This is a genomic window from Gordonia hongkongensis, assembly GCF_023078355.1.
Taxonomy (GTDB): Bacteria; Actinomycetota; Actinomycetes; order Mycobacteriales; family Mycobacteriaceae; genus Gordonia; species Gordonia hongkongensis.
In genome coordinates this window covers 26,120-47,625 of record NZ_CP095552.1, presented here as the reverse complement: position 1 = coordinate 47,625, position 21,506 = coordinate 26,120, and the positions used below count along the sequence as shown (strand labels likewise).

Below are 21,506 nucleotides of genomic sequence, written 5' to 3'. Positions count from 1 at the left end.
GAGACATGCGAACGCTCGCGATCACCCAGAACATCACCGTCGACGGCTCGATCGAGATGTTGACCAACTGGTTCGACCCGACGGTCGACGCGCCGGACCTGACCGCGGAATCCCACCGGCAGGACGCCGAAGCCGACGCGCTGCTCGTCGGACGACAGACCTTCGAGGACTTCCGCGGTTTCTGGCCGCATCAGACCGACGACGCCACCGGGGTCACCGACTATCTGAACGCCGTCCACAAGTATGTGGTGTCGAGCACGATGACCGACCCCGAGTGGCAGAACTCGACGGTGCTGTCCGGTGACGTCGTCGACGAGGTGACCGCGCTGAAGAAGGCCGACGGTAAGGACATCGTCGTGACCGGGAGTATCAGCTTGTGCCACAAGCTGATCAGCGCCGGGCTGGTCGACGAATACCGGCTGTTCGTCTATCCGACCGTGCAGGGATCGGGTCGTCGCCTGTTCCCGGACGGGATGGAGATCCCCGCGCTGCAACTGATGGAGACCAAGAGCTTCGAACAGGGTGTCTCACTGTTGCGCTACCGGAAGGTGTGACGCGTCACGCCGGATCGGATTCGATCTCCGCGAGAGCACGGTCGCGGATAGCCGCGAGATCCATCCCGTAGGTCGGTCCGTGCGACCGCTCGTACTCGTCCAGGTGCGCAGCGGCACGGTCGTAGAGGCGTCGAGCCCCGACGGCGTTGCCCCGACGATGGTGCGTGAGACCGACGCAGAGCTGCGCAAGTCCCTGCCACAACGGACGTTCGTCCGGCGGACACGACTTCCACCGGGTCTCGAACACCTCATGCGCGGAGAACGGCCGACCCTCCACGAGCAGCTGCCACGCGTAAGCGATCGTCTCGTCGGGCGGCAACGGTTTTTCGGACACCGGTTCGACGCCCTGTGCGCCATATGGCAGCGGCCGTCCCAACTCGTCGCGCGGCCGAGCCTGGCGGGCGCGACCGTCGGAGTCGCGGTCGCGGTTATCGGACATCTGCGCACCTTCCGGTCGAGTAGACGAACCATGTGCGGTCGAGCATCGCTACACAGCTGCAAGAGCAAACAGTACGAGTAGAACGACAGGACGGTACCCACTCGACAGATCCAGAAACGAGAAGTGTTGGCTCGCTGCGCGCACCCTGACCCTCAAACGAACCCTACGAGCGCCGGTGGACGGCGACGCTTGTAAATACGTGCGCGCGCAGTGCGGTGCGTTGCCGGCACCGATAGGCTCGCGCCCGAACCCGTCGATCGTGAGGGTGCTTGGCGGTAGTTCAACTCCGTCGAGGCTCGCAATATGGGCCGGAACACCACCGATGGCTGGCTACACCGCCTCCATCAAGAGCAGCTCAGATCGCGGCCTCCAGTACGATTAGATACCGCACGCTGCACACTACGATGCCTACCTGATCGCGAGGAACCGTGACACGGCGCTTCTTTCGACCACTTTGGAACGTCCTTCGGTCACCATTAAACTTTCTGGCCACGTCGGTCTCACGTCCGTTCAACCAAATAGCGAATACCGCGTCGATCTTGGGGCTACTTGTATCCCTCGGTGCGTTGTTTACGTGGCAGGCAACGATTATACCGATCGTCTATTTATGCCTTTTGTCTTTGTTCCTATTAATTCGCTACATGCGCCAGGAGCGGTGGGCTCGCTATTCCGAGAGTGCGGGCATCCTTCAGCGGGCATATCGTCACCTACAGGAAGCTTCCGAGTGCTCGCTCCATGGAATCGAGAACCCTGACCTATTCATTGAACGTTTGAGTCTATCACTAGATTCTTTCGCACAGTCGTTCACACTGATCACTGGATCTCAGTGTAGGGCTTGCATTGCCGAGGTCAATGTCGATACTGACATTCGACCGCATCGAGGGTCGCCACCTTCTCCAGCCGACATTTTTGTAATTAATATTATTCTACGCAGTGGAGAGCAACGGTGGGGACCTGAGAAACCCCAGCCTGTGGCAAAGAACACCGATTTTCTCCACATCCTCCAGACCGGAAAGCCATTCTTCAATAACGATCTGCCCATGAGTTTCAGGAAAATGGAGTACGAAAACTCAAAGTGGGATAGGAATCTACTGAAGACCCGGGACTACCCATACCGGTCGACGATCGTCTGGCCAATCAGCCAGTCGGCCGCGCAACTGGCTGGACCGAGCGAACTCCAGCCACCTTTAGCTTTCCTCTGTGTCGACACGAAGCGGGTTGGCGCATTCAAGCACGTGTCAGACGTTCCGCTTGGATGGTGCTACGCTCACGCCGTGTATCCTGTCCTGCGGTACCTTCTGCCTGAACTTGACCGCCAGAGAGAGTGACGATGCCTCGCACCCCGAATCAGACCCTGGAAGCGACGGACGAGGATAGCCCGATCACCGCGGTGGAACTGAAGGGCAGCGACTGGGCCATCGTAACGGTGAAATCGGAGTCCGGCGAGACTCGGAGATTTCCCGTCAGTAGACGTAGTGCCATGTCGCGAATCGCTGCCGCCGCACGACAGAAGGACTAGCGCAACTCGACAACCGCCACGCCTGGCCGTTCGATTGAGCCGCGCGCGCTCCGTGTCCGTGCAACAAATCGCATGCGCATAGCCGGACGACGGCTACTCTGTGTGGGGTATCTACCGCACAGTTTGGCCTTCACCCGCGCCAAGGTTTTGGCAGGTACACGGGGACGTATCCGGGGGGTACTGCGGGCACCATCTCGTTGGTGGCCGTGACATGGCAGAAAGAAATCGTCGACCAACAACTGCCTTGATTGCCGGGGACTTGCCTTTCCTGTCTAACCGCCTTGGGTCAACCCGACGCGGAGGAGCGCCCTGTTGCGTTATCGGCTACCGGATAGGGCGATAACGCACACGCCCAGCGGATCACCCGACAGATCGACTCGACACTCTCACATGTCTTCGGAATCAGACCACCCAACTGTCAGCCGCGAGGTCGCTGCTCATGCAGCTGCTCAGCAACATGTGCCGCAAATATCGGATCGGCATGTATGCGCGCTACGACATCGTCAGCGACCTTGTTCACGTCGATCGGTCCCGCAGGTTCGATTTCCACGTTCTGGCTTGGAAACCTGAAGTCGGTGCGTCGGCTGTAGACGCTTTCGCCGTCGTCTCCGTATGCGCTGAGAACGTGATCGTAGACGAGCTGTACCTTCTCACGAAAGATGTCGACGGTGTACGGCGTCTCGGGCAGACCTGAGTCGAGGACGCGTCGGATGGTGCTGTTGACGTCGTTCATCACGTCCACCTTGCGTCGCCAGTCCTGCACCAGCTTCTCGTGCAAGTGCTCTAACACGGTCTTCGCGCTTGCCTGAACCCTCTCCCGTTCCTCGGTTGTCAGCACGGGATCAGGTTTGGTGAGAAGGTCGAAGATCGCAAGCTCCTCCTCGGTCATGCCTTCGCGGACCGCTCGGTCCTCCTCGGCGGTCAGCGTTTTCGATAGCTCGATGAGACGACGCAGGTACTCGTCGATGTTCACACTGCCCGCGTTGTATTCGGCGATCAACTGCTCGATCCGCTCCACCAGCTCGTAGCGTGTCGGGTTGCGCAAAGCTGCGCCGACGGCTTGCTGGCGAAGAAGCTGAGCCATGCGGTCGGTCTCGGCGCGCTTGCGGCCGGCCAGCTTCGCGGCAAGTCCGTCAAAATCGATTTGCGACAAGTCGATTAGCGGGTCGGGCTCGCTTCCTTCGGCAGCCGCGCGGATGACGTACTCCTCGGCACCGACCGAGCGGTCCAGCAACGCGTCGACAGCATCGGCAACACTTCCGATGTCGGGGGTCGGAGGTTTAGTCACTTCGTTGATGCGCTCGGCAAGCACTCGAATCGCTGCAACAGTGCGCTGCTGCGCAGCGGCTTTCGTGTTCGGAAGGAGCGCCTTAAAGAGTCTCCGTACCTGTCGCGCCTTCCCGGTGAAGTCGTTGCGGGTCTGCTCGTCCACCAGCAGTGCCTCGACAGCGGCGTCCCGCTTAGCCACGTGGTCGAAACCCTCAGCGTCGCGCAACACAATCAGATCGACGCCTACGGCCGCGCAGAAGTTGATCAGTTCAGCAACAGCAGCGTCGAGCGCCGCCGCGAGAGCGTCGATGATCTCAATCGGCGATTCGCCCTCGTCGGCCGCTCCATAGACAGCGAGGGCCTTCTCGAGGTTTCGGAAAACGCCGACGTAGTCGACGATCAGGCCGTTGTCCTTCTCCGGGAACACGCGGTTCGCACGGGCGATGGTCTGCATGAGGGTGTGGTTCTTCATCGGGCGGTCGAGGTAGATGGTCGACACACTTGGGGCGTCGAAGCCGGTCATCCACATCGCGCACACGAACACCAGCCGAAGCGGATCGTTCGGGTCCTTGAACTTCTCGGCAAGATCCTCGCGGTTCATGCGCTCGCGGTGCGGCCGGATGTCGAGGCCGAGGTCGTCGAGCATCTTCAACTCGTTCTGACTTTGAGAGACAACGACTGCCATGTCTGTGGTCTCCATCAACTTGATCCTAGAGGCCAGCCAGGGTCGTTCCAGTTCGGGAAGAGCATCGTGCTGCCGCTTCAGATCGGTGATCTGCTCGTTCCACGCCACCTGCACGAGGCCGTACATCCTCACCGCTGCGGCCTTGTCGAGGCCGACGTACATCGCCTTGCCCGAGAACCCGCGGCCGGCGAAGTGCGCAACGAGGTCTTTGGCGAGGGTCCTCAAACGCTCTGGACGGGTCAGAAGTGTGTACTGCTTTCCGAATCGGCGTGCCAGTGCTCCCTCTGCGTCTTCGTCGAGCTCCGCTTCCTCCAGCAGCGCATCGAGTTCTTCAGCGAATTCTGCGTTGGTGAGTTGTAGCTCGGGGATGCGGTTTTCGTAGTAGAGGGGGACAGTGGCGCCGTCTTCGATGGCGTCGCCGAAGTTGTAGATGCTGACGTAGTCGCCGAACTGCTGGCGGGTCGCCTGTTCTTCGCCTGCGATCAGTGGGGTTCCAGTGAAGCCCATCATCGAGGCGTTGGGCAGAGCGGTTCGCATATTGAGTGCCAGGGTGTCGTACTGGCTGCGGTGTGCCTCATCGGTGAGGACGATGACGTCCGAGCGGTCGGATAGCACCGGCATCTGCCGTTCACCCTTGGATGGCTGGAACTTCTGAATCAGCGTGAAGACGTAGCGGTGGTCAGCTGCAAGTAGTTCACGCAAATGCGCGATGGAGTCGGCGTGTACTCGTGCTTCGGGCGGGATCGCACCGGCGTCCGCGAACTCCCCATGCAGTTGCGTATCGAGTTCACTTCGGTCCGTGACCATCACGAAGGTCCACCTGCCGCGCACATGACGCAACACCTTCCGCGTAAACCAAAGCATCGATAGGCTCTTGCCCGATCCTTGGGTATGCCAGAAGACCCCGAGGCGCTTGTCCTGTTCGGCGCGGGCCCGGTGGAGATTCTCGATCGCAGCGTTGACGCCCAGGTACTGGTGTGAGCGCGCCGTGATCTTGATTAACCCGCCGGGACGTTCCATGTAGGCAACGAAGTTCTCGAACAGATCGAGCAGGTTTGTCGGATCGCAGGTGCCGCGAAGTGCTGTCTCTAGGGCAATCTTGCTGCGAGCACCGAATGCGTCAACAACTTTCCAGTCCGAGAAGAAGTCCCACGGCGCATATGTCGACCCGACCTTCGCCTCACTGCCGTTGGCGAGCAGCACGAAGCAGTTAGGGACGAAGAGCTGCGGGATGGTGTCCCGATAGTCGGTGAGATTGTCGTCGTAAGCAGACTTGACTGGCGCATTAGGCTCTTTGAACTCCAGCACTACGAACGGCACACCGTTGACGAACAGAGCCACGTCGAGGCGCCGGCTGTGCAAGGGTCCCTTGACCCACATTTGTTGGACTGCCAGCAGGTCGTTGTTCAGAGGATCGCGCAGATCAACGTAGCGGACCGTTTCAATCTGTCTGTCGCCGTTGTCATCCACCCACTCGGCTTGGTAGCCATCGCGTAGCAAGTCGTAGACCTCTTGGTTGGCGCGCGCCCGGTCCATCACCGAGCGGTCCTTGGTCAGCGCCACGATCGCTTCGTCGAAAGCTAGATCAGGGACGTCTTCGGAGTTGAGTTTGCGCAACGCAAAGCGCAGGCGGTGCGTGAGAATCACATCGTGCTGAGAGTGACGTCCCAAAGTGCCATCAGAGCCCAGGATTTCATGGAAGGCGTCGATAGGAGTCCAGCCAAGCTCACCCAACAACTCCATGCTCGGTCGCTCGACGTAGTCGTACTCCGGACCCCGTGCCATCATCACTCAACCCGATCTGCCACCAGAGCGCTAAGGTCTAGCAAGGACACGTCCAACTGCCCACTTACGAGCTTTGGCAGCAGCATGTCCCGGATTTGCGTCAGGACAACAATCCTGCGTCCGCTGGTAGCGGCGAGGTCGCCCAGACGGTCGAAGACTTGAACAAGCTCTTTCTGCTGCTGCCGAGGAGGCATTGGAACTTTGAAATGCTGTAGGAAGGGTTTCCACCTGAAGTTCGTGATGCCTGTCGACTGGACCTGGAAGGTGTCCAACTGGCCATTCGCATAGGCTTCCTGCAGCATTAGGAACACGATGCCGGGCTCAGCTACGGCCGGGTTGACCCGGACCAGTTTGCAGAAGCTGGCACACATTGTCGGTGCGTCAAACGCATCGAGCAAAGACTGCCGTATAAGCAGTGAGCGGCCAACCGGCTGGCCTTTGCTACCGCCGGAAACTTCAAGGACGATGTCCCCGTGCCTGAGCTTTCTAGAACGAAGATTGGATTCGCGGTGGAAACGGAATGGAACGGTCGTCACGTCTGAATGGGCCACGCGTGGAATATCGGTCCCACGAATGACGTATGCAGGTTCCGCCGAACCCGTCCCTTCTTGTTCTGTACCCCACCCGCCCCCGATGTGGTACTCCACTATCGCGGAGAACGGATGTACCTCCCACCCGACCGGGATCGGACCGAGGGCGGAGTCGACGAGTGGAACGTCTTCGTAGCCAGGGTAGCGGAACTTAACGAACCACTCGCGGTAGATGGCCCGCGCCATCTCCTCCAGCACCTCCACCCGCCGCCGGTTGTTCTCGATCAGAGCATCAATCGTATCGAACACTGCCCCAACCCGCGCTTGAGTCGGCCTGTCGGGCAAACTGAACGGGAATGCTCCGAGCACCTTGGCACTCGCATTCGGTTGGGCTGCACCACCTGCGTTCTGCTGAACCCACCGTTTATAAGCGTGGGATTCCACAACCGCACCCACAAAGCGCGGATCAACATCGCCTCTCAGTCTGAATCGCACGAGATACGAGGCAAACACCGCCCGTGGGTGCATCCGAATGCGCTTTGCGTACCCAACGGTCGCGCCCGTCCGAGCAACGACGATGTCGTCGGCGGCGAGCTCGTACCTCTTGAAATCATTCTCGTCGATCAGACAACCGGGCACCCTCGACCAATCGAGGCTGGGCCGAGCGATATCTGTGATGCGGAGAAACCTTGGCAGATTGAGGTCTGATGACGCCGAGGCCGTAAATCCATAATCCACCCGTTCAGCGACATCCGCGAGCGTAACGTCGCGCCACCTACTCATGATCGAGAATCCCGTCGAGAATTGTATCGACCTGCGCACGTAAACCCTCCGCCTCATCGCTGAGACAAGTGAACTCCTCGTACAATTCCTCGAGCTTCGCGGCGAAGTCCACATCGGTATCCGCCACGGTTTCAGATCCGGTGTAACGGCCGGGGTTGAGACTCCACCCCTGATCGGCGATCTCAGCGTGCGTTACGACTCTGCAGAGACCGGCTACGTCAACGTACTTCCCGTCGGGAAATTTCTCCTTGAGCAACACCTCGCTGCCCGCAATCGTCTCCACCCCTTCACCTCGGTAGAGCCGGACAACGTTGGCGAGAAACTCGATCTGTTCGGGCATAAAATCGCGGTGAGCACGATCGATCTGCCGGTATGTGTGCCGTGCATCGAGGAAAAGCACGGTTCCTTCGCGTGGCGTTCCGGCCTTAGCTTTGTCTAAAAACCACAATGTCACCGGGAGCGTTACCGTGTAGAAGAAGTTCGAGCTGATCGCGACCATCACGTCGACCGCCCCAGATTCGATGATCTGCCTTCGGATCTCCCCTTCGGAGTGTCCTGCATCCCCGGCTGAATTCGCCATGACGAAGCCTGCTCGACCCTTTGGTCCGAGGGCCGCGTAAAACTCCTGTATCCACAGATAGTTGGCGTTGTCGGGCTTGGGTATCCCGAATGGGAAGCGCTTGTCGCCAGCAAGATGATCTTTCTTGACCTTGTCGACGTTGAACGGCGGGTTGGCCATGACGTAGTCAAATGTACCGACGGCTTTGTGTGGATCTTCGTAGTAGCTGTTGGCTTGCCGGATGTCGCCAGATAGACCATGCAGTGCAAGGTTCATTTTGGCCAACGGAACCGTGTCTTCAGTCTTTTCGTTGCCGAAGATCGAGAGCTTGCGCGTTGCCGACTCATGATGACGTTCAACGAATTTAGCGCACTGGACGAACATGCCACCCGATCCGCAGGCGGGATCGAGGACGCGACCTGAAAAGGGCTCCAAAATGTCGACGATCAGCCGGACGATGGAGTATGGCGTGAAGTACTCACCGCCGCCCTTACCCTCTTGCGCGGCGAAGTTTGAGAGGAAGTCCTCGTAGATGAAGCCGAAGGCGTCGCCTTCCAGCTGTGTGGGCAGCGGCGCAAACAACCGCAGCAGCTCGATCAAAGTCGAGCGCTCAAGCTTCTGGTACCCGCGCGGGAGAATGTCCTTGAGTTCGGGGTTGGCAGCCTCGATCGCCTTGATCGCCTCGTCGACTGCCTTGCCGATATCGTCGCCCTCTGGCAAGTCGTTGAGGTACGACAGCCGCGACTCTGCCGGGACATAGAGCACCGACTTGGCCTTATAGTCCGCAACCGAGGCGGGGTTACGGGCGGAAGCCCTTCCCTCAACCTCGCCGCGGACGGCCTCGAAGCGGTTTTCTGCGTACGCCAGGAACACCAGGCCGAGAACCGGATTGCGGTACTGGACCGGCGTCAACTTCGAGTTTGCTCGCAGTTCGTCAGCGGCGGCCCAAAGGGTGTTGCGCACCTTGGCGAGGTCAGTCGTCTTCAACCACGTTCCGTTCTCTTGGGGCAGAGTCGCCACCATCGACCTGTGCCGTCCGCACTACGAAGGATCACAACGCGATGATGGCGTTTCATTTCGTGCACATGTTCAGTGGAGTGTGTGCAACCGTCTCGACGCAGTAGATCGTATAGCCGCAGCCGAGGATGGCGTCGGAAACTCGCGGACGATGGCGCAGCGCACCCACCGCTGCTGGCTGCACGCCAAACTGCTTCCAGGGACCGATGGTTGGCAAGTCCCCGAAATCCAGCGCCTTAGAGATCGGCCGCGACCGGACGAACGAGAAAGGTCAGGCTGCCGTGAGCAACCTGACCTTGTCCGCTCTGGTGGGCGAAGGGGGACTTGAACCCCCACGTCCCGAAGGACACTGGCACCTGAAGCCAGCGCGTCTGCCATTCCGCCACTCGCCCGTGGCCACCGGAGTTCCGGTGGGCATGTCGTCGAACTGGGTGTGTCCGGCGACTGGACGACGATAGCAGCACGCCGCCACCGAAACAAAACTCGATCTCCGACGTTGCATTTGTGCAGTACGTCGGGTTACGTCAGATGCCGAATACACACCATTGGGACAGGTGTTGCAGACGGTGCACCAGTTGCCTTGGTGGCACAGTTGGCCGTTGATGTCGCTATCATCAAACAAGGCCAGATGCACGGCGACACGCTCTATTGCCGCGAAAGGAGGTCTCGGTGGGGATCCTGCAACGACTGGAACGCAAGCTCGAAGGTGCAGTTGACGACGGTTTTGCCCGTGTCTTCGGTGGTCAGGTGGCCCCGCAGGAGATCGAGAACGGGCTACAGCGAGAAGCCGAGGAGTCGCTCGAGAACCTCGGTGACGGTACGGTCCTTGCGGCCAACAGCTACACGCTGCTGTTCAGTCCCACCGATCATCAGCACATCGCTGCGGAATACGAGCTGAACCGCAAGACTTTCTCGAAGCATTTGGAAAACTTCATCAAGGACAACGGGTGGCAGACCTACGGCAAGGTCGTCGTAGAGTTCGAGCAATCGCCGTCCTTGCACACGGGGATCTTCCGCGCACGCGGCACGGTCAACCCGGATGCGCGGCCCCGCCCGGTGGGAGCGCGTCCGGAACAGCCGCACGGTGCACCGGTCCCCGGCCCGCCGGCCGGACGCCCGGCCCCTGTTCCCCCACCTACCGACGCCCCCGACCAAGGAGCCCCCAAGATGACTCAGAATCCCGGATACGACCAGCGCAGGGGCGCCGATCCCGCGTACGACCAGTACGGCCAGGGATCGGGACAGCAGGGCGACCAGGGTTACGGCCAACAGGGCTACGACCAGTACGGTCAGCAGCCCGGCTACGACCAGGGATACGACCAGCAGGGCTACGGCCAGCAAGCGTACGACCAGGGTTACGGCCAGCAGCCCGGCTACGGACAGCAGGGTTACAGCCAGCAGGGCTACGACCAGCAGTCCTATGGCCAGCAGCCCGGGTACGGCCAGCAAGGCTACGAGCAGCAGGGCTACGGTCAACAACCCGGCTACGACCAGGGCTATGGCCAGCAGCCCGGCTACGGACAGCAGGGTTACGACCAGCAGGGCTACGGCCAGCAGCCCGCCTACGACCAGGGTTACGGCCAGCAGGGCTATGAGCAGCAGGGCTACGGCCAGCAGGCGTACGGTCAGCAGCCCGCCGGGTACGACTACCAGGGCGGGTACGACCAGGGTTACGGCGCGGGCCGGCCGGCAGCGGGGTACGCCCCGTCGTCGATCACGTTGCTGCTCGAGGACGGCAGCAACCGCACCTTCCAGCTGCACGAGGGATCCAATGTGATCGGCCGCGGACAGGACGCACAGTTCCGTCTTCCCGACACCGGCGTTTCGCGCCGGCACGTGGAGATCCGCTGGGACGGCGCGACCGCCATGCTCACCGATCTCAACTCAACCAACGGCACCACCGTCAACGATCTCCAGGTGAACACCTGGGAACTCGCCGACGGCGACCGCATCCGCGTCGGACACTCCGACATCACCGTCCGGTTCCAGTAGACCCGCATACGCCGAGCGCACGCCCACCGCGGGCGCGCGGCAGTCGACACCGGCCAGAAACCTCTCCGGCCGGTTGATACTGAACTGTCATATCCGAATGACCGGGTTCGGCGGATCTGCCCATAAGATGCAGTCGGGTCCGCTCCTTTCGATCGGCGGTCCGACGACTGCTGCCGCGGGTACGACCCGACCGAGACGGAACGCGCTGGAGGTGAACACGACATGCAGGGCTTGGTGCTGCAACTGACCCGCATCGGGTTCCTGTTGTTGCTCTGGTTGTTCGTCTTCGCCGTGATCCGCACCCTGCGCGCCGACATCGCGTCGGCCGGCGGTCTGCGTATGCCCCGGTACTCGGGCGGCTCGGAGAAACGACGCCGCGGTGGTGGCGTCCGCGGCGCGGCCCGCTACCTCGTGGTGACCCACGGTGCACTGGCGAACACACGGATCAGCCTCGGCCAGCAACCGGTCCTGCTCGGACGCGCGGACGACTCGACGCTCGTGCTCACCGACGACTACGCCTCCGAACGGCACGCGCGGCTCTCGCGACGCGGCGACGACTGGTACGTCGAAGACCTCGGCTCCACCAACGGCACCTACCTCGATCGTTCCAAGGTGACAACCGCGGTCAAGGTGCCGCTGAACACGCCGATCCGCATCGGCAAGACCGTGATCGAGTTGCGCCCGTGACACTTGTGTTGCGCTACATCGCGCGCAGCGACCGCGGTCTCGTTCGGTCCAACAACGAGGACTCCTTCTACGCGGGTCCGCGCCTGCTCGCACTCGCCGACGGCATGGGCGGCCACGCGGCCGGCGAAGTCGCCAGCCAACTGGTCATCCGCGCGCTGAGCACGCTCGACGACGACGAGCCCGGCGGCGACCTGCTCACCCAGCTCGACAGCGCCACCCGAGCCGGCAACGAGGCGATCGCCGCGCAGGTGCAGGAGTCACCCGAACTCGACGGCATGGGCACCACGCTCACCGCGATCCTCTTCGCCGGTAGCCGAATCGGGTTGTGCCACATCGGCGATTCTCGCGGCTACATGTATCGCGACGGTGCCCTGACCCAGATCACCCGCGACGACACGTTCGTCCAGACCCTCGTCGACGAAGGTCGGATCACCGCCGAACAGGCACACACCCACCCGCAGCGTTCGCTGATCATGCGCGCGCTGACCGGCACCGAGGTCGAGCCGACCCTCACCATGCGGGAAGCGCGCGCGGGTGACCGGTACATGCTCTGCAGCGACGGCCTGTCGGACGTCGTGACCGAGGACACCATCGCCGAGACCCTCGGCTCCATCGCTGACCCCAAGGAGTGTGCGGACCGCCTCATCGAGCTCGCACTGCGCGGGGGCGGCCCCGACAACGTGACCGTCGTCCTCGCCGACGTCGTCGACACCCAGTACGGCGACTCGCGACCGATCGTCGGCGGGGCGGCCGGCGGCAACGAGGAGATCTACACCCCCGATCCCGCCACCGCCGCGGGACGCGCCGCGGCACTACGCCCGCCGCCTGCCGAACCGCAGCGCCCGACGGTGCTGACCGAGGACGAGCCCCCCGCCAAGCAGAAGAGCAAGTACCGCCGCTGGATCGTCGCCGGAGTCGCGCTGGCCGTGATCGTCGCGCTCGTCGTCGGAATCTTCGTCGTCCGCGCCATCGTGCGCAGCAACTACTACGTGGCCGCCGACGACACCGGCGATGTGCTCATCTACCAGGGTTCACCGGAGAAGGTCTTCTTCCTGTCGATGAGCAACCCGGTGCAGCGCGTCTGCGTCGAAGATCTCGACCAGGCGGAACCGAGCTACACGTTCATCTCCTACGACGCCTCCTGCGAGTTCCCGCTCAACGTCGACGACCTGGTGTCGGGACCTGCCCAGTCGGTCAAGAACGTGATGATCCGGAACAAGAGCGAAGAACAGATCCAAGGCGTCGTCACCGACGAGCTCACCTTCCGCTGCGACAACGCACCCTCGTCGCCCTCCCCCGCGCCGACTCCCCCGGCACCGGCACCGTCGGAGTCGACGCCGAGCACCGATCCGTCCGCCCCGGCACCCCGCGCCACCGCGGCGCCGGCGCCGGGCATCCCGCAGCAGGGCGCCACCGAATCGGTGGCACCGTCCACCGGCAACGCCGGGCCGGCCGACACGCCCGCACCTGACCAGGACGCCGTCACGAGCTGCCGGCAGCAGGTGAGATGACTCAAGCCGCGCCCGCCCCGCACGCCCCGCCACGCCAACCCGCCACGAGCACCGGCCGCAACGCCGAACTGCTGCTCCTGGGATTCGCCATCGGCCTGGTGACGGTGGCGCTGCTCATCGTCCAAGCCGCCCAGGGCCAGAACCTGACCTGGGACATCCTGAAGTACGTCGCCGCGTACACCGCACTGTTCGGGGTCGCCCATCTGGTGGTTCGCCGCTACGCACCCCACGCCGATCCGATCATGCTGCCCGTCGTGGCCGTCCTGAACGGTCTCGGCCTGGTCCTGATCCATCGTCTCGACCTCGGCACGGGCAACACCGGGGAGTCGGTGAACGCCACCGAGGCGACCCGCAACGCCGATCAGCAGTTGCTGTGGGCAGTGCTCGGCATCGTGGCGTTCTCCGCGGTGCTCATCCTGATCCGCGACCACCGCACGCTCTCGCGGTACGCCTACACGCTCGGCCTCGGCGGACTGGTCTTCTTGATCATCCCGGCGATCCTGCCCAGCGCGTTCTCGGAGATCAACGGATCGAAGAACTGGATCATCACGCCGTTCTTCTCGATCCAGCCCAGTGAGTTCTCCAAGATCCTGATCATCATCTTCGCGGCCGCGGTGCTGGTCTCCAAGCGTGATCTGTTCATCACCGCCGGTCCGCACGTGCTCGGTGTCGACCTCCCGCGCGCCCGTGACCTCGGTCCGCTGCTGGCTGCCTGGGCCATCGCCATCGCCGTCATGGTGGTCCAGAAAGACCTGGGTACGTCGCTGCTGATCTTCGCGACCATCCTGACGATGCTCTACGTGGCCACCTCGCGTGTCGAGTGGCTGGTGCTGGGCATCGGGCTCTTCGCGATCGGCGCGGTCTTCGCGTGGTCGATCTTCTCGCACCTGCAGACCCGGGTCTCGGTGTGGCTGAACCCCTTCGAGGACTTCGACGGCTCGGGCTACCAGATCGGGCAGAGCCTGTTCGGTCTGGCCACGGGCGGACTGTTCGGCACCGGACTCGGTTCGGGCCGGCCCAACATCGTGCCGTTCGCCAACACCGACTTCATCATCTCGACCATCGGCGAGGAACTCGGCCTGGCCGGCCTCACCGCGATCCTGCTGCTGTACATGATCTTCATCCACCGCGGGCTGCGGACCGGCATCGCCGTCCGCGACAGCTTCGGCAAACTCCTGGCGACCGGTCTGGCGTTCACCATCGCGATGCAGATCTTCGTCGTCGTCGGCGGCGTCACCAAGTTGATCCCGCTGACGGGTCTCACGACGCCGTTCCTGTCCTACGGCGGATCGTCGCTGCTGGCCAACTACATCCTGGTCGCGTTGCTCATCCGGATCTCGAACGCCGCGCGGGAACCCGATCCCGGGAAGAAGCGGCCCGCGGCCAAGCCCGTCGAGGCACTGCCGACGCAGGTGGTGAAGCGTCGATGAACAAGCCCATCCGCAATGTGTCGATGGCGGTGATCGTGATGATCATCGCCCTGCTCGCCAACGCCACCTACGTGCAGGTGTTCAAGGCCGACGCCCTCAAGACCGACCCCCGCAACAATCGGGTGCTGCTCGACGAGTACTCCCGGCAGCGCGGCCTGATCACGACCGCCGACGGCACGGTGATCGCGTTGTCGGTGCCGATCGAGAGCCGCCTGAAGTTCCTGCGCCAGTACCCGCGGGAGGGCGCCGAGGCGTTCGCCCCGGTCACCGGTTTCTACTCTTTCCAGTACCTGGCCAGCCAGATCGAGCACTACGAGAACAGCATCCTCAACGGATCCGACGACCGACTCTTCGGTCAGCGGTTCATGGACATGTTCTCCGGGCGCGACCCGCGCGGCGGCAACGTCGTCACGACGATCAACCCCAAGGTGCAGCAGGCCGCGTACCAGGCCATGCTCAACGGGCCGTGCGACGGTCCGTGCCGCGGGGCGGTCGTGGCGCTGCAGCCGAACACCGGCAAGATCCTGGCGATGGTCTCGACGCCGAGCTACGACCCCAACCGGCTCGCGAGCCACGACCAGGAGGTCCGGGAGAGCAGCTGGGAGGCGTGGAACCGGCCCGGTGACACCGCGCAGCCGATGCTCAACCGTGCGATCAGCCAGCTCTACCCGCCCGGCTCGACCTTCAAGGTCGTCACCTCCGCCGCGGCCCTGCGCGACAACATCACCCCGGGCATCCGCCTCACCGCAGCTCCGACCTTCCCGTTGCCGGGCACCGACGTGTCTCTCCCGAACTACGGCGGCGAGACCTGCCCCGGGTCGTCGGGCGGAACCGTGTCGCTCGAGACGGCGTTCAAGTACTCGTGCAACACCGCCTTCGCCGAACTGGTGACCGAGAAGATGTCCGACGCGATCCCCAAGTTCACCGAGACCGCGAGTCTGTTCGGCCTCGATCAGCCCGGCCCCGACATCCCGATGCCCGTCGTCGACTCGACGGTCGGGCAGATCCCGTCCCTCGACGTCCTCGCGCAGGCGTCGATCGGCCAGCGTGACGTCCGGCTCACCCCGCTACAGAACGCGATGATCGCCGCGACGGTGGCCAACGGAGGTGTGCGCATGCAGCCGTACCTGGTCGACAAGTTGCAGGCCGCGGACCTGCAGACCCTGCAGACCACACCGCCGACGACGGCCAACAAGCCGATCACGCCCGAGCAGGCCGCCGAGCTGACGTCGATGATGATCGAGTCGGAGCGGTCGACGGCCGGCGCGGGCGGCCCGGTGTCGATTGCGTCGAAGACCGGTACGGCGGAGAGCGGATCGAGCACGGACACTCCGTTCTCCTGGTACATCGCCTTCGGACCGTCGTCGAACGCACAGATCGCGGTGGCCGTCGTGGTGGAGAATGGACAATTCGGCGCGGACTCGGTCGGTGGGACCGTCGCGGCGCCGATCGGACGAGAAGTGATCAACTCACTGGTGGGAGGTGGCAGTCGATGAGCCTGCAGAACGGCACCACCATCGGCGACCGGTATCGGCTCATCCGCCTGATCGCCACGGGCGGCATGGGCCAGGTGTGGGAGGCGCTCGACACGCGCCTCAATCGTCGGGTCGCGGTGAAGGTCCTCAAAGCCGAGTACACCAGCGATCCGGAGTTCATCGCGCGGTTCCGCGCGGAGGCCCAGACCACCGCGAAGCTGAACAACCCCGGGATCGCGAACGTCTTCGACTACGGCGAGACCCCGGATTACAACGGCGGCGACCCGCTCGCGTACCTGGTGATGGAGCTCGTCGACGGTGAGCCCCTGAACTCGGTGATCTCCCGCCTCGGGCGGTTGTCGCTGACCAACACCCTCGACATGCTCGAGCAGACCGGCCGCGCCCTGCAGGCCGCGCACAGCCAGGGACTCGTCCACCGCGACGTCAAGCCCGGCAACATCCTGATCACCCCCGTCGGCCAGGTGAAGATCACCGACTTCGGCATCGCCAAGGCCGTCGACTCCGCCCCGGTCACCAAGACCGGGATGGTCATGGGTACCGCGCAGTACATCTCCCCGGAGCAGGCCACCGGCGACGAGGCGACCGCGGCGTCGGACGTCTACTCGCTCGGCGTCGTCGGCTACGAGGCCCTCACCGGGCGTCGTCCGTTCCTCGGCGACGGTGCGATCACCGTCGCGATGAAGCACATCCGGGAGGCACCGCCACCCCTGCCGACGAACCTGCCGTCCGGGGTCCGCGAGCTCATCGAGATCACGATGGCCAAGGATCCGCGGCAGCGTTACGCCAACGGTGGTGAGTTCGCCGACGCGGTCGCCGCCGTGCGTGCCGGGCGTCGTCCGCCGCGACCGGGTGCGATCGCCGGTGCCGCGGCAGGCGCAGCGGGAGCCGCCGCGCTCGGCGCCGCAGTCGCTCGTGGGGCCACCGCGACGGGTGCGGCCTCGCGGCCGGTCACCCCTCGGCCGACGTCGCGGACCGCGGTGGCGCCACCGCCGCCGGACAACAGCTGGACCACCGGGCAGAAGGTCCTGGCCGGCATCGCGGCCGCCCTTCTCGTCGGTGCCATCGGGCTCATCGGGTTCTATCTGGTGAACAGCGGGAACGGGGACGCGGCGACACCGCCGCCGCCGTCGACGACGGTCGTCGAGACCACGACCGCGGTGGAACCGACGGAGGAGCCCGACGAGCCGACCACGACTCGACGCACGACCCGTACGACCACCAGCGAAGAGACGACCAGCGAAGAGACGTCGACGGAGACGACCACGCCGCGTCAGCAGACCGACACCTCCGAGCCGCCGCCGGACCCCGGTGCCGCCACCGGAACCCCGTGTTTCCCCGGCGTACCGTTCTCACCGCTGTGCTGATGGTACCTGCGTGTACGAGCCGTGCGTTTGAGCCGATAGTTTCCGAATGACCCGTTCTGACCACAGATCCTGAGGGGCAACCACCGAGGCCGATGTCGACACCACACCACCTCTCCGACCGCTACGAACTCGGCGAAACGCTGGGTTTCGGTGGCATGTCCGAGGTGCACTATGCGCGCGACCTGCTGCTGCACCGCGACGTCGCAGTGAAGGTGCTGCGTGCCGACCTCGCCCGTGACCCGTCGTTCTATCTCCGGTTCCGCCGCGAGGCCCAGAACGCCGCGAAGCTGAACCACCCCACGATCGTGCAGGTCTTCGACACCGGCGAGGCCGAGACCGAGGACGGCCCGTTGCCGTTCATCGTGATGGAGTACGTCGACGGTGACACCCTGCGGGATGTGTTGCGCGCCAACGGTCCGATCTCGCCGCGACAGGCGATGACGTGGATGGCCGATGTCGCCGCGGCGATGGACTTCTCGCACCGCAACGGCATCGTCCACCGTGACATGAAGCCGGCGAACGTGATGATCGACAAGTCCGGCGCCGTCAAGGTCATGGACTTCGGCATCGCCCGCGCGATGAGCGACTCGACGTCGACGATGACCCAGACGTCCGCGGTCATGGGTACAGCGCAGTACCTGTCGCCCGAACAGGCCCGTGGCATCAAGGTCGACCCGCGCAGCGACATCTACTCGATGGGGTGCGTGCTCTTCGAGCTGCTCACCGGTGAGCCGCCGTTCACCGGGGACTCGCCGGTGGCGGTGGCACACCAGCACGTGCACGAGGACCCGCCGTGGCCGTCGCACGTCCGGCCGGAGATCCCGCGCGAACTCGATTCCGTCGTCCTGAAGGCGATGAGCAAGAACAAGGACAACCGGTATCAGTCGGCGGCCGACCTGCGCGCCGATCTGATCCGGGTGCTCGCCGGTGGCAAACCGTCGGCGCCGATGCTGCTCTCGGACGAGGAACGCACCGAGTTCATCGACACCGGACCGCGCCGGCCCACCCGGACGGAGACGACCGGTCCGCGTCGGCCGATCGCGGGCCGCACCTCGAACGGCAACGGCGGAAACCATCGGCGTGACGAGGACACCGAGGAGACACCCCGACGCCGCTCACGGCTCCTCATGGCCGGCGCGCTGCTCGCCGTCGTGGTGCTCGTCGGTGGTCTGCTCCTGTGGTCGCCGTGGGGTTCGGGCTCGGCGGCGGAGGTGTCGGTGCCGGCGGTCTCCGGACTCAGCTCCGACGACGCGCAGGCCTCGCTGGAACGGGCCGGCTTCGAGGTCCGCGTGCTGGAGGAACCGAGCCTCGACGTCGGTGTCGGTCTCGCCACGCGGTCGACCCCGGGTGAGGGCGTGATGGCGGCCGAGGGGTCCGAGGTCGCGCTCTACGTCTCGACGGGTCCGGAGCGTGTGCGCCTGCCGTCGGATCTCGTGGGCAAGACGCCGGCCGAGGCGCTGGATCAGCTCAAGGTGCTCGGGTTCACCAACGTGCGAACCGACCGCGTGGACTCGACGACCGAGATGAAGGACAAGGTGGTCTCGACGGCACCGGCCGTCGGCGCCGAGGTCCCGGTCAACGGTGCGGTCGTCGTCAACGTGGGCAACGGCCCGCGCGAGGTGACGGTCCGCGACGTCGTCGGCATGTCCGAGAGTCAGGCACGAGCCGTGCTGGAAGAGCTCGGGATGATGGTCGTCGTGGTCGCGGCCGACTCCGAGCGTCCGGCCGGTGAGGTCATCAGCACCTCACCAGGTCCCGGGTCGACCACAGAGCAGGGCAGCACCGTGCAGATCAGTGTGTCGCGGGGCAACCTCTTCACCGTCCCGAACCTCCGGGGCAAGACGCCCGCCGAGGCCCAGGCCGATCTCGAGCGGGCCGGCTGGGAGCGGTCGACGCTGACGCGGCAGACCCGCAACGTGCCGCTCGGCAGCCCCGACGACGGTCGCGTCGTCGGTCAGGAGCCGAATCCCGGCTCCCAGGCCCGCAAGAGCGGTTCGATCACGATCATCGTCGGCCAGGCGAGCCTGCTGCCCAACTGAGCTTCTCTGCTGGTTGAGCCGGCACCGAGCGGAGCCGCCGGGCCGAGCAAGCGACGAAGGAGCGCGTCGAGGTCGAGGAGCCGAGTCGAAACCACTTCGGTGACCTCGCCGCCGAAGTCAGCCGACCGCGGTCGCCATCTCGGCTTCGAGGGCGGCCACGCGGGTCTCGTCGATCTCGATCCCACATGTCTTGAGCCAGTTGGCGAGCATCCGGTGACCGCCCTGGGTCAGGACGCTCTCCGGGTGGAACTGCACGCCGTGGATGGGCAGTTCACGGTGGGCCATCGCCATCACGATGCCCGACTCGGTGCGTCCGGTGACGACGAGTTCATCAGGGATCGTCTCGGGCAGCACCGTCAGCGAGTGATAGCGCGTGGCGGTGAACGGATCCGGCAGTCCTTCGAGCACGCCGGCGTCGTCGTGGAAGACCAGTGAGGTCTTGCCATGCAGGAGTTCGGGTGCGCGGTCGACGGTGCCGCCGAACGCCGCACCGATCGCCTGGTGTCCCAGGCACACACCCAGCAGCGGCAGTTCCCGTTCGGCGGCGACACGGACCATCGGCATCGTCGCACCGGCCCGCTGGGGCGTGCCGGGACCGGGGCTGAGGAGGACGCCGTCGAATCCGGCAACGGCCTCGCGTAGGTGGTCGGGATCGGCCGGGGAGAGTTGCGGGTCGTCGTTGCGCCACACGACGGCCTCGACGCCCAACTGGCCCAAGTACTGGACCAGGTTGTAGACGAAGCTGTCGTAGTTGTCGACCACCAGAATGCGACTCACGCGAGAAAGGCTACCGCCGAAGCAGGTGGTCGGCGTCGGCGACCTGGTGAGATACCGTAGATCTCGAGTGTTTGCCAGTGGCGGGGACGAGCTCACCTTCTCCCGCCCGCGTACGACCGCCCCGGCGGTGCCGCACAACAGAGGAAGTCATGCCGAAGTCAAAAGTCCGGAAGAAGACCGATTACACCATCAACCCGGCCAGCCGGACGCCGGTCAAGGTCAAGGCCGGCCCTTCGAGCACCATCTATGTAGGCGTCATGCTCGGCCTGATGGTGCTGGGTCTCGCCTGGCTCGTCGTCTACTACCTGGCCGCCACGCCCACCGCGTACGGCGGCGAGGGCCAGGTCCTGCATTGGATGGCCGAGCTCAACTCGTGGAACTTCCTGATCGGTTTCTCGCTGATGGTGGCGGGCCTGTTGATGACGATGCGTTGGCGGTAGACGCCGACGGTCGTTCGCGTGTCGAATGCGCTGAGCTGCTGAAACACACGCGTGTAAGTTATCCACACTGTGGAAATCACATGTGTGTAAGTCATCCCCACTGTGAGTAACTCCTGTGGATAACTCCGAGGTCTCTTACACACACGCGTGGGCGACCCCCGTCGGCGCCGGTCTGGTCGGCTGCCTCGGCGGCGTGGCGTTGGTGGTGGCGGCGGTCGTCGCCGCTGCCGATCCGGCCGGCATGGTCCTGATGGGCGTCGCCGGGATTCTTCTTCTCGTGCTCGGCGCCTACACCCTGCTGGTGCGTCCCCGACTGGCCATCACATCGGGGCCGAACCCCGCTCTGGTCCTCGGGACCTTGCGAGGCCAACGGACGTACCCCCCGGAACGCATCGAACGGATTCGGACTTTGTCGATCCGTCGGGTCGGCCGGCGGGTCGGCCAGTTGGAGATCGACGTTCTCGACGACGACGCAGCCGGCACGACCGCGCACGACCGCGGCGTCGGCCCTCGCGACGACACCCGACTCGTGGTCTTCAGCCGCTGGGACCTCGGGACCGACCTGCCGACCGTGGTCGACGCGCTGCGCGACGCCGGCTTCGTCGTCGACGAGGGGTAGGTCGCGCCGCT

General features: G+C 64.2%; 16 protein-coding genes and 1 tRNA gene. 11 read left to right on the top strand and 6 right to left on the bottom strand.

Translation table 11 applies throughout. The features are described from left to right. Nucleotides 1-5: 5 nt before the first annotated feature. Complete coding sequence (locus tag MVF96_RS00230) at nucleotides 6-554, top strand: dihydrofolate reductase family protein (protein ID WP_247450751.1); 549 nt, start codon at nucleotides 6-8, stop codon at nucleotides 552-554. A gap of 4 nt (nucleotides 555-558) precedes the next feature. Here MVF96_RS00230 and MVF96_RS00225 read toward each other — a convergent pair whose 3' ends face one another. Further along, complete coding sequence (locus MVF96_RS00225; protein WP_247450749.1) at nucleotides 559-993, bottom strand: DUF309 domain-containing protein; 435 nt, start codon at nucleotides 991-993, stop codon at nucleotides 559-561. Between the two features lie 971 nt (nucleotides 994-1,964). On the opposite strand from MVF96_RS00225, the gene MVF96_RS00220 reads away from it, so the two are divergent. After that, nucleotides 1,965-2,321: a hypothetical protein gene (locus MVF96_RS00220; protein ID WP_247450747.1), complete on the top strand. Its 357-nt coding sequence runs from the start codon at nucleotides 1,965-1,967 to the stop codon at nucleotides 2,319-2,321. A 609-nt stretch (nucleotides 2,322-2,930) separates the two neighbouring features. On the opposite strand, the gene MVF96_RS00215 is transcribed toward MVF96_RS00220, so the two are convergent. From MVF96_RS00215 to MVF96_RS00200, 4 genes are all read right to left on the bottom strand, one after another. After that, nucleotides 2,931-6,209, bottom strand: a complete 3,279-nt coding sequence (locus tag MVF96_RS00215) for a type I restriction endonuclease subunit R (protein WP_247450745.1) — start codon at nucleotides 6,207-6,209, stop codon at nucleotides 2,931-2,933. A 44-nt stretch (nucleotides 6,210-6,253) separates the two neighbouring features. After that, nucleotides 6,254-7,564, bottom strand: coding sequence for a restriction endonuclease subunit S (locus tag MVF96_RS00210; protein WP_247450743.1), 1,311 nt, complete (start codon nucleotides 7,562-7,564; stop codon nucleotides 6,254-6,256). After that, on the bottom strand, nucleotides 7,557-9,110 hold the full coding sequence (locus tag MVF96_RS00205) for a type I restriction-modification system subunit M (protein WP_247450741.1): 1,554 nt from the start codon (nucleotides 9,108-9,110) through the stop codon (nucleotides 7,557-7,559). Before MVF96_RS00205 ends, MVF96_RS00210 begins: the two co-directional genes overlap by 8 nt. A gap of 336 nt (nucleotides 9,111-9,446) precedes the next feature. Next, a tRNA-Leu gene (locus tag MVF96_RS00200) sits at nucleotides 9,447-9,532 on the bottom strand. Nucleotides 9,533-9,809: 277 nt separating this feature from the next. Here MVF96_RS00200 and MVF96_RS00195 point away from each other — a divergent pair. The 7 genes from MVF96_RS00195 (at nucleotide 9,810) to pknB (ending at nucleotide 19,659) form a co-directional block, all read left to right on the top strand. After that, a complete protein-coding gene (locus MVF96_RS00195; RefSeq protein ID WP_247450739.1) occupies nucleotides 9,810-11,132 on the top strand; it encodes a DUF3662 and FHA domain-containing protein in 1,323 nt (440 codons plus the stop codon). 222 nt (nucleotides 11,133-11,354) lie between these two features. Continuing rightward, entirely contained in the window at nucleotides 11,355-11,819 is a 465-nt protein-coding gene (locus MVF96_RS00190; RefSeq protein ID WP_058253019.1) for an FHA domain-containing protein FhaB/FipA, read from the top strand. Next, nucleotides 11,816-13,330 carry a PP2C family protein-serine/threonine phosphatase gene (locus MVF96_RS00185; protein ID WP_247450737.1) on the top strand — a complete coding sequence of 505 codons (1,515 nt, stop codon included), beginning with the start codon at nucleotides 11,816-11,818 and terminating at the stop codon, nucleotides 13,328-13,330. The genes MVF96_RS00190 and MVF96_RS00185 overlap by 4 nt, the downstream gene beginning before the upstream one ends. Further along, a complete protein-coding gene (locus MVF96_RS00180) occupies nucleotides 13,327-14,760 on the top strand; it encodes an FtsW/RodA/SpoVE family cell cycle protein (RefSeq protein ID WP_065630650.1) in 1,434 nt (477 codons plus the stop codon). Before MVF96_RS00185 ends, MVF96_RS00180 begins: the two co-directional genes overlap by 4 nt. Continuing rightward, on the top strand, nucleotides 14,757-16,256 hold the full coding sequence (locus MVF96_RS00175) for a peptidoglycan D,D-transpeptidase FtsI family protein (RefSeq protein ID WP_247450735.1): 1,500 nt from the start codon (nucleotides 14,757-14,759) through the stop codon (nucleotides 16,254-16,256). Before MVF96_RS00180 ends, MVF96_RS00175 begins: the two co-directional genes overlap by 4 nt. Further along, complete coding sequence (locus tag MVF96_RS00170; protein ID WP_247450733.1) at nucleotides 16,253-17,620, top strand: protein kinase domain-containing protein; 1,368 nt, start codon at nucleotides 16,253-16,255, stop codon at nucleotides 17,618-17,620. The genes MVF96_RS00175 and MVF96_RS00170 overlap by 4 nt, the downstream gene beginning before the upstream one ends. A 92-nt stretch (nucleotides 17,621-17,712) precedes the next feature. Next, complete coding sequence (gene pknB / locus MVF96_RS00165) at nucleotides 17,713-19,659, top strand: Stk1 family PASTA domain-containing Ser/Thr kinase (protein ID WP_247450731.1); 1,947 nt, start codon at nucleotides 17,713-17,715, stop codon at nucleotides 19,657-19,659. Nucleotides 19,660-19,776: 117 nt separating this feature from the next. On the opposite strand, the gene MVF96_RS00160 is transcribed toward pknB, so the two are convergent. After that, nucleotides 19,777-20,436, bottom strand: a complete 660-nt coding sequence (locus tag MVF96_RS00160; protein ID WP_078114064.1) for an aminodeoxychorismate/anthranilate synthase component II — start codon at nucleotides 20,434-20,436, stop codon at nucleotides 19,777-19,779. 149 nt (nucleotides 20,437-20,585) lie between these two features. Here MVF96_RS00160 and crgA point away from each other — a divergent pair, with 149 nt between their 5' ends. Both crgA and MVF96_RS00150 read left to right on the top strand, forming a co-directional pair. After that, nucleotides 20,586-20,876, top strand: coding sequence for a cell division protein CrgA (gene crgA / locus MVF96_RS00155; RefSeq protein ID WP_010843022.1), 291 nt, complete (start codon nucleotides 20,586-20,588; stop codon nucleotides 20,874-20,876). 115 nt (nucleotides 20,877-20,991) lie between these two features. Next, the gene (locus MVF96_RS00150) at nucleotides 20,992-21,495 is read left to right on the top strand and encodes a PH domain-containing protein (RefSeq protein WP_165629291.1); all 504 of its coding nucleotides are present in this window, start codon (nucleotides 20,992-20,994) and stop codon (nucleotides 21,493-21,495) included. The last annotated feature ends 11 nt before the right edge of the window (nucleotides 21,496-21,506 follow it).

What these genes read in the sequence shown, in the direction of transcription:
- MVF96_RS00230 (WP_247450751.1), top strand. Translation starts at nt 6, where the DNA reads ATGCGAACGCTCGCGATCACCCAGAACATCACCGTCGACGGCTCGATC.
- MVF96_RS00225 (WP_247450749.1), bottom strand. Translation starts at nt 993, where the DNA reads ATGTCCGATAACCGCGACCGCGACTCCGACGGTCGCGCCCGCCAGGCT.
- MVF96_RS00215 (WP_247450745.1), bottom strand. Translation starts at nt 6,209, where the DNA reads ATGGAGTTGTTGGGTGAGCTTGGCTGGACTCCTATCGACGCCTTCCAT.
- MVF96_RS00210 (WP_247450743.1), bottom strand. Translation starts at nt 7,564, where the DNA reads ATGAGTAGGTGGCGCGACGTTACGCTCGCGGATGTCGCTGAACGGGTG.
- MVF96_RS00190 (WP_058253019.1), top strand. Translation starts at nt 11,355, where the DNA reads ATGCAGGGCTTGGTGCTGCAACTGACCCGCATCGGGTTCCTGTTGTTG.
- MVF96_RS00180 (WP_065630650.1), top strand. Translation starts at nt 13,327, where the DNA reads ATGACTCAAGCCGCGCCCGCCCCGCACGCCCCGCCACGCCAACCCGCC.
- MVF96_RS00175 (WP_247450735.1), top strand. Translation starts at nt 14,757, where the DNA reads ATGAACAAGCCCATCCGCAATGTGTCGATGGCGGTGATCGTGATGATC.
- MVF96_RS00170 (WP_247450733.1), top strand. Translation starts at nt 16,253, where the DNA reads ATGAGCCTGCAGAACGGCACCACCATCGGCGACCGGTATCGGCTCATC.
- pknB (WP_247450731.1), top strand. Translation starts at nt 17,713, where the DNA reads ATGTCGACACCACACCACCTCTCCGACCGCTACGAACTCGGCGAAACG.
- crgA (WP_010843022.1), top strand. Translation starts at nt 20,586, where the DNA reads ATGCCGAAGTCAAAAGTCCGGAAGAAGACCGATTACACCATCAACCCG.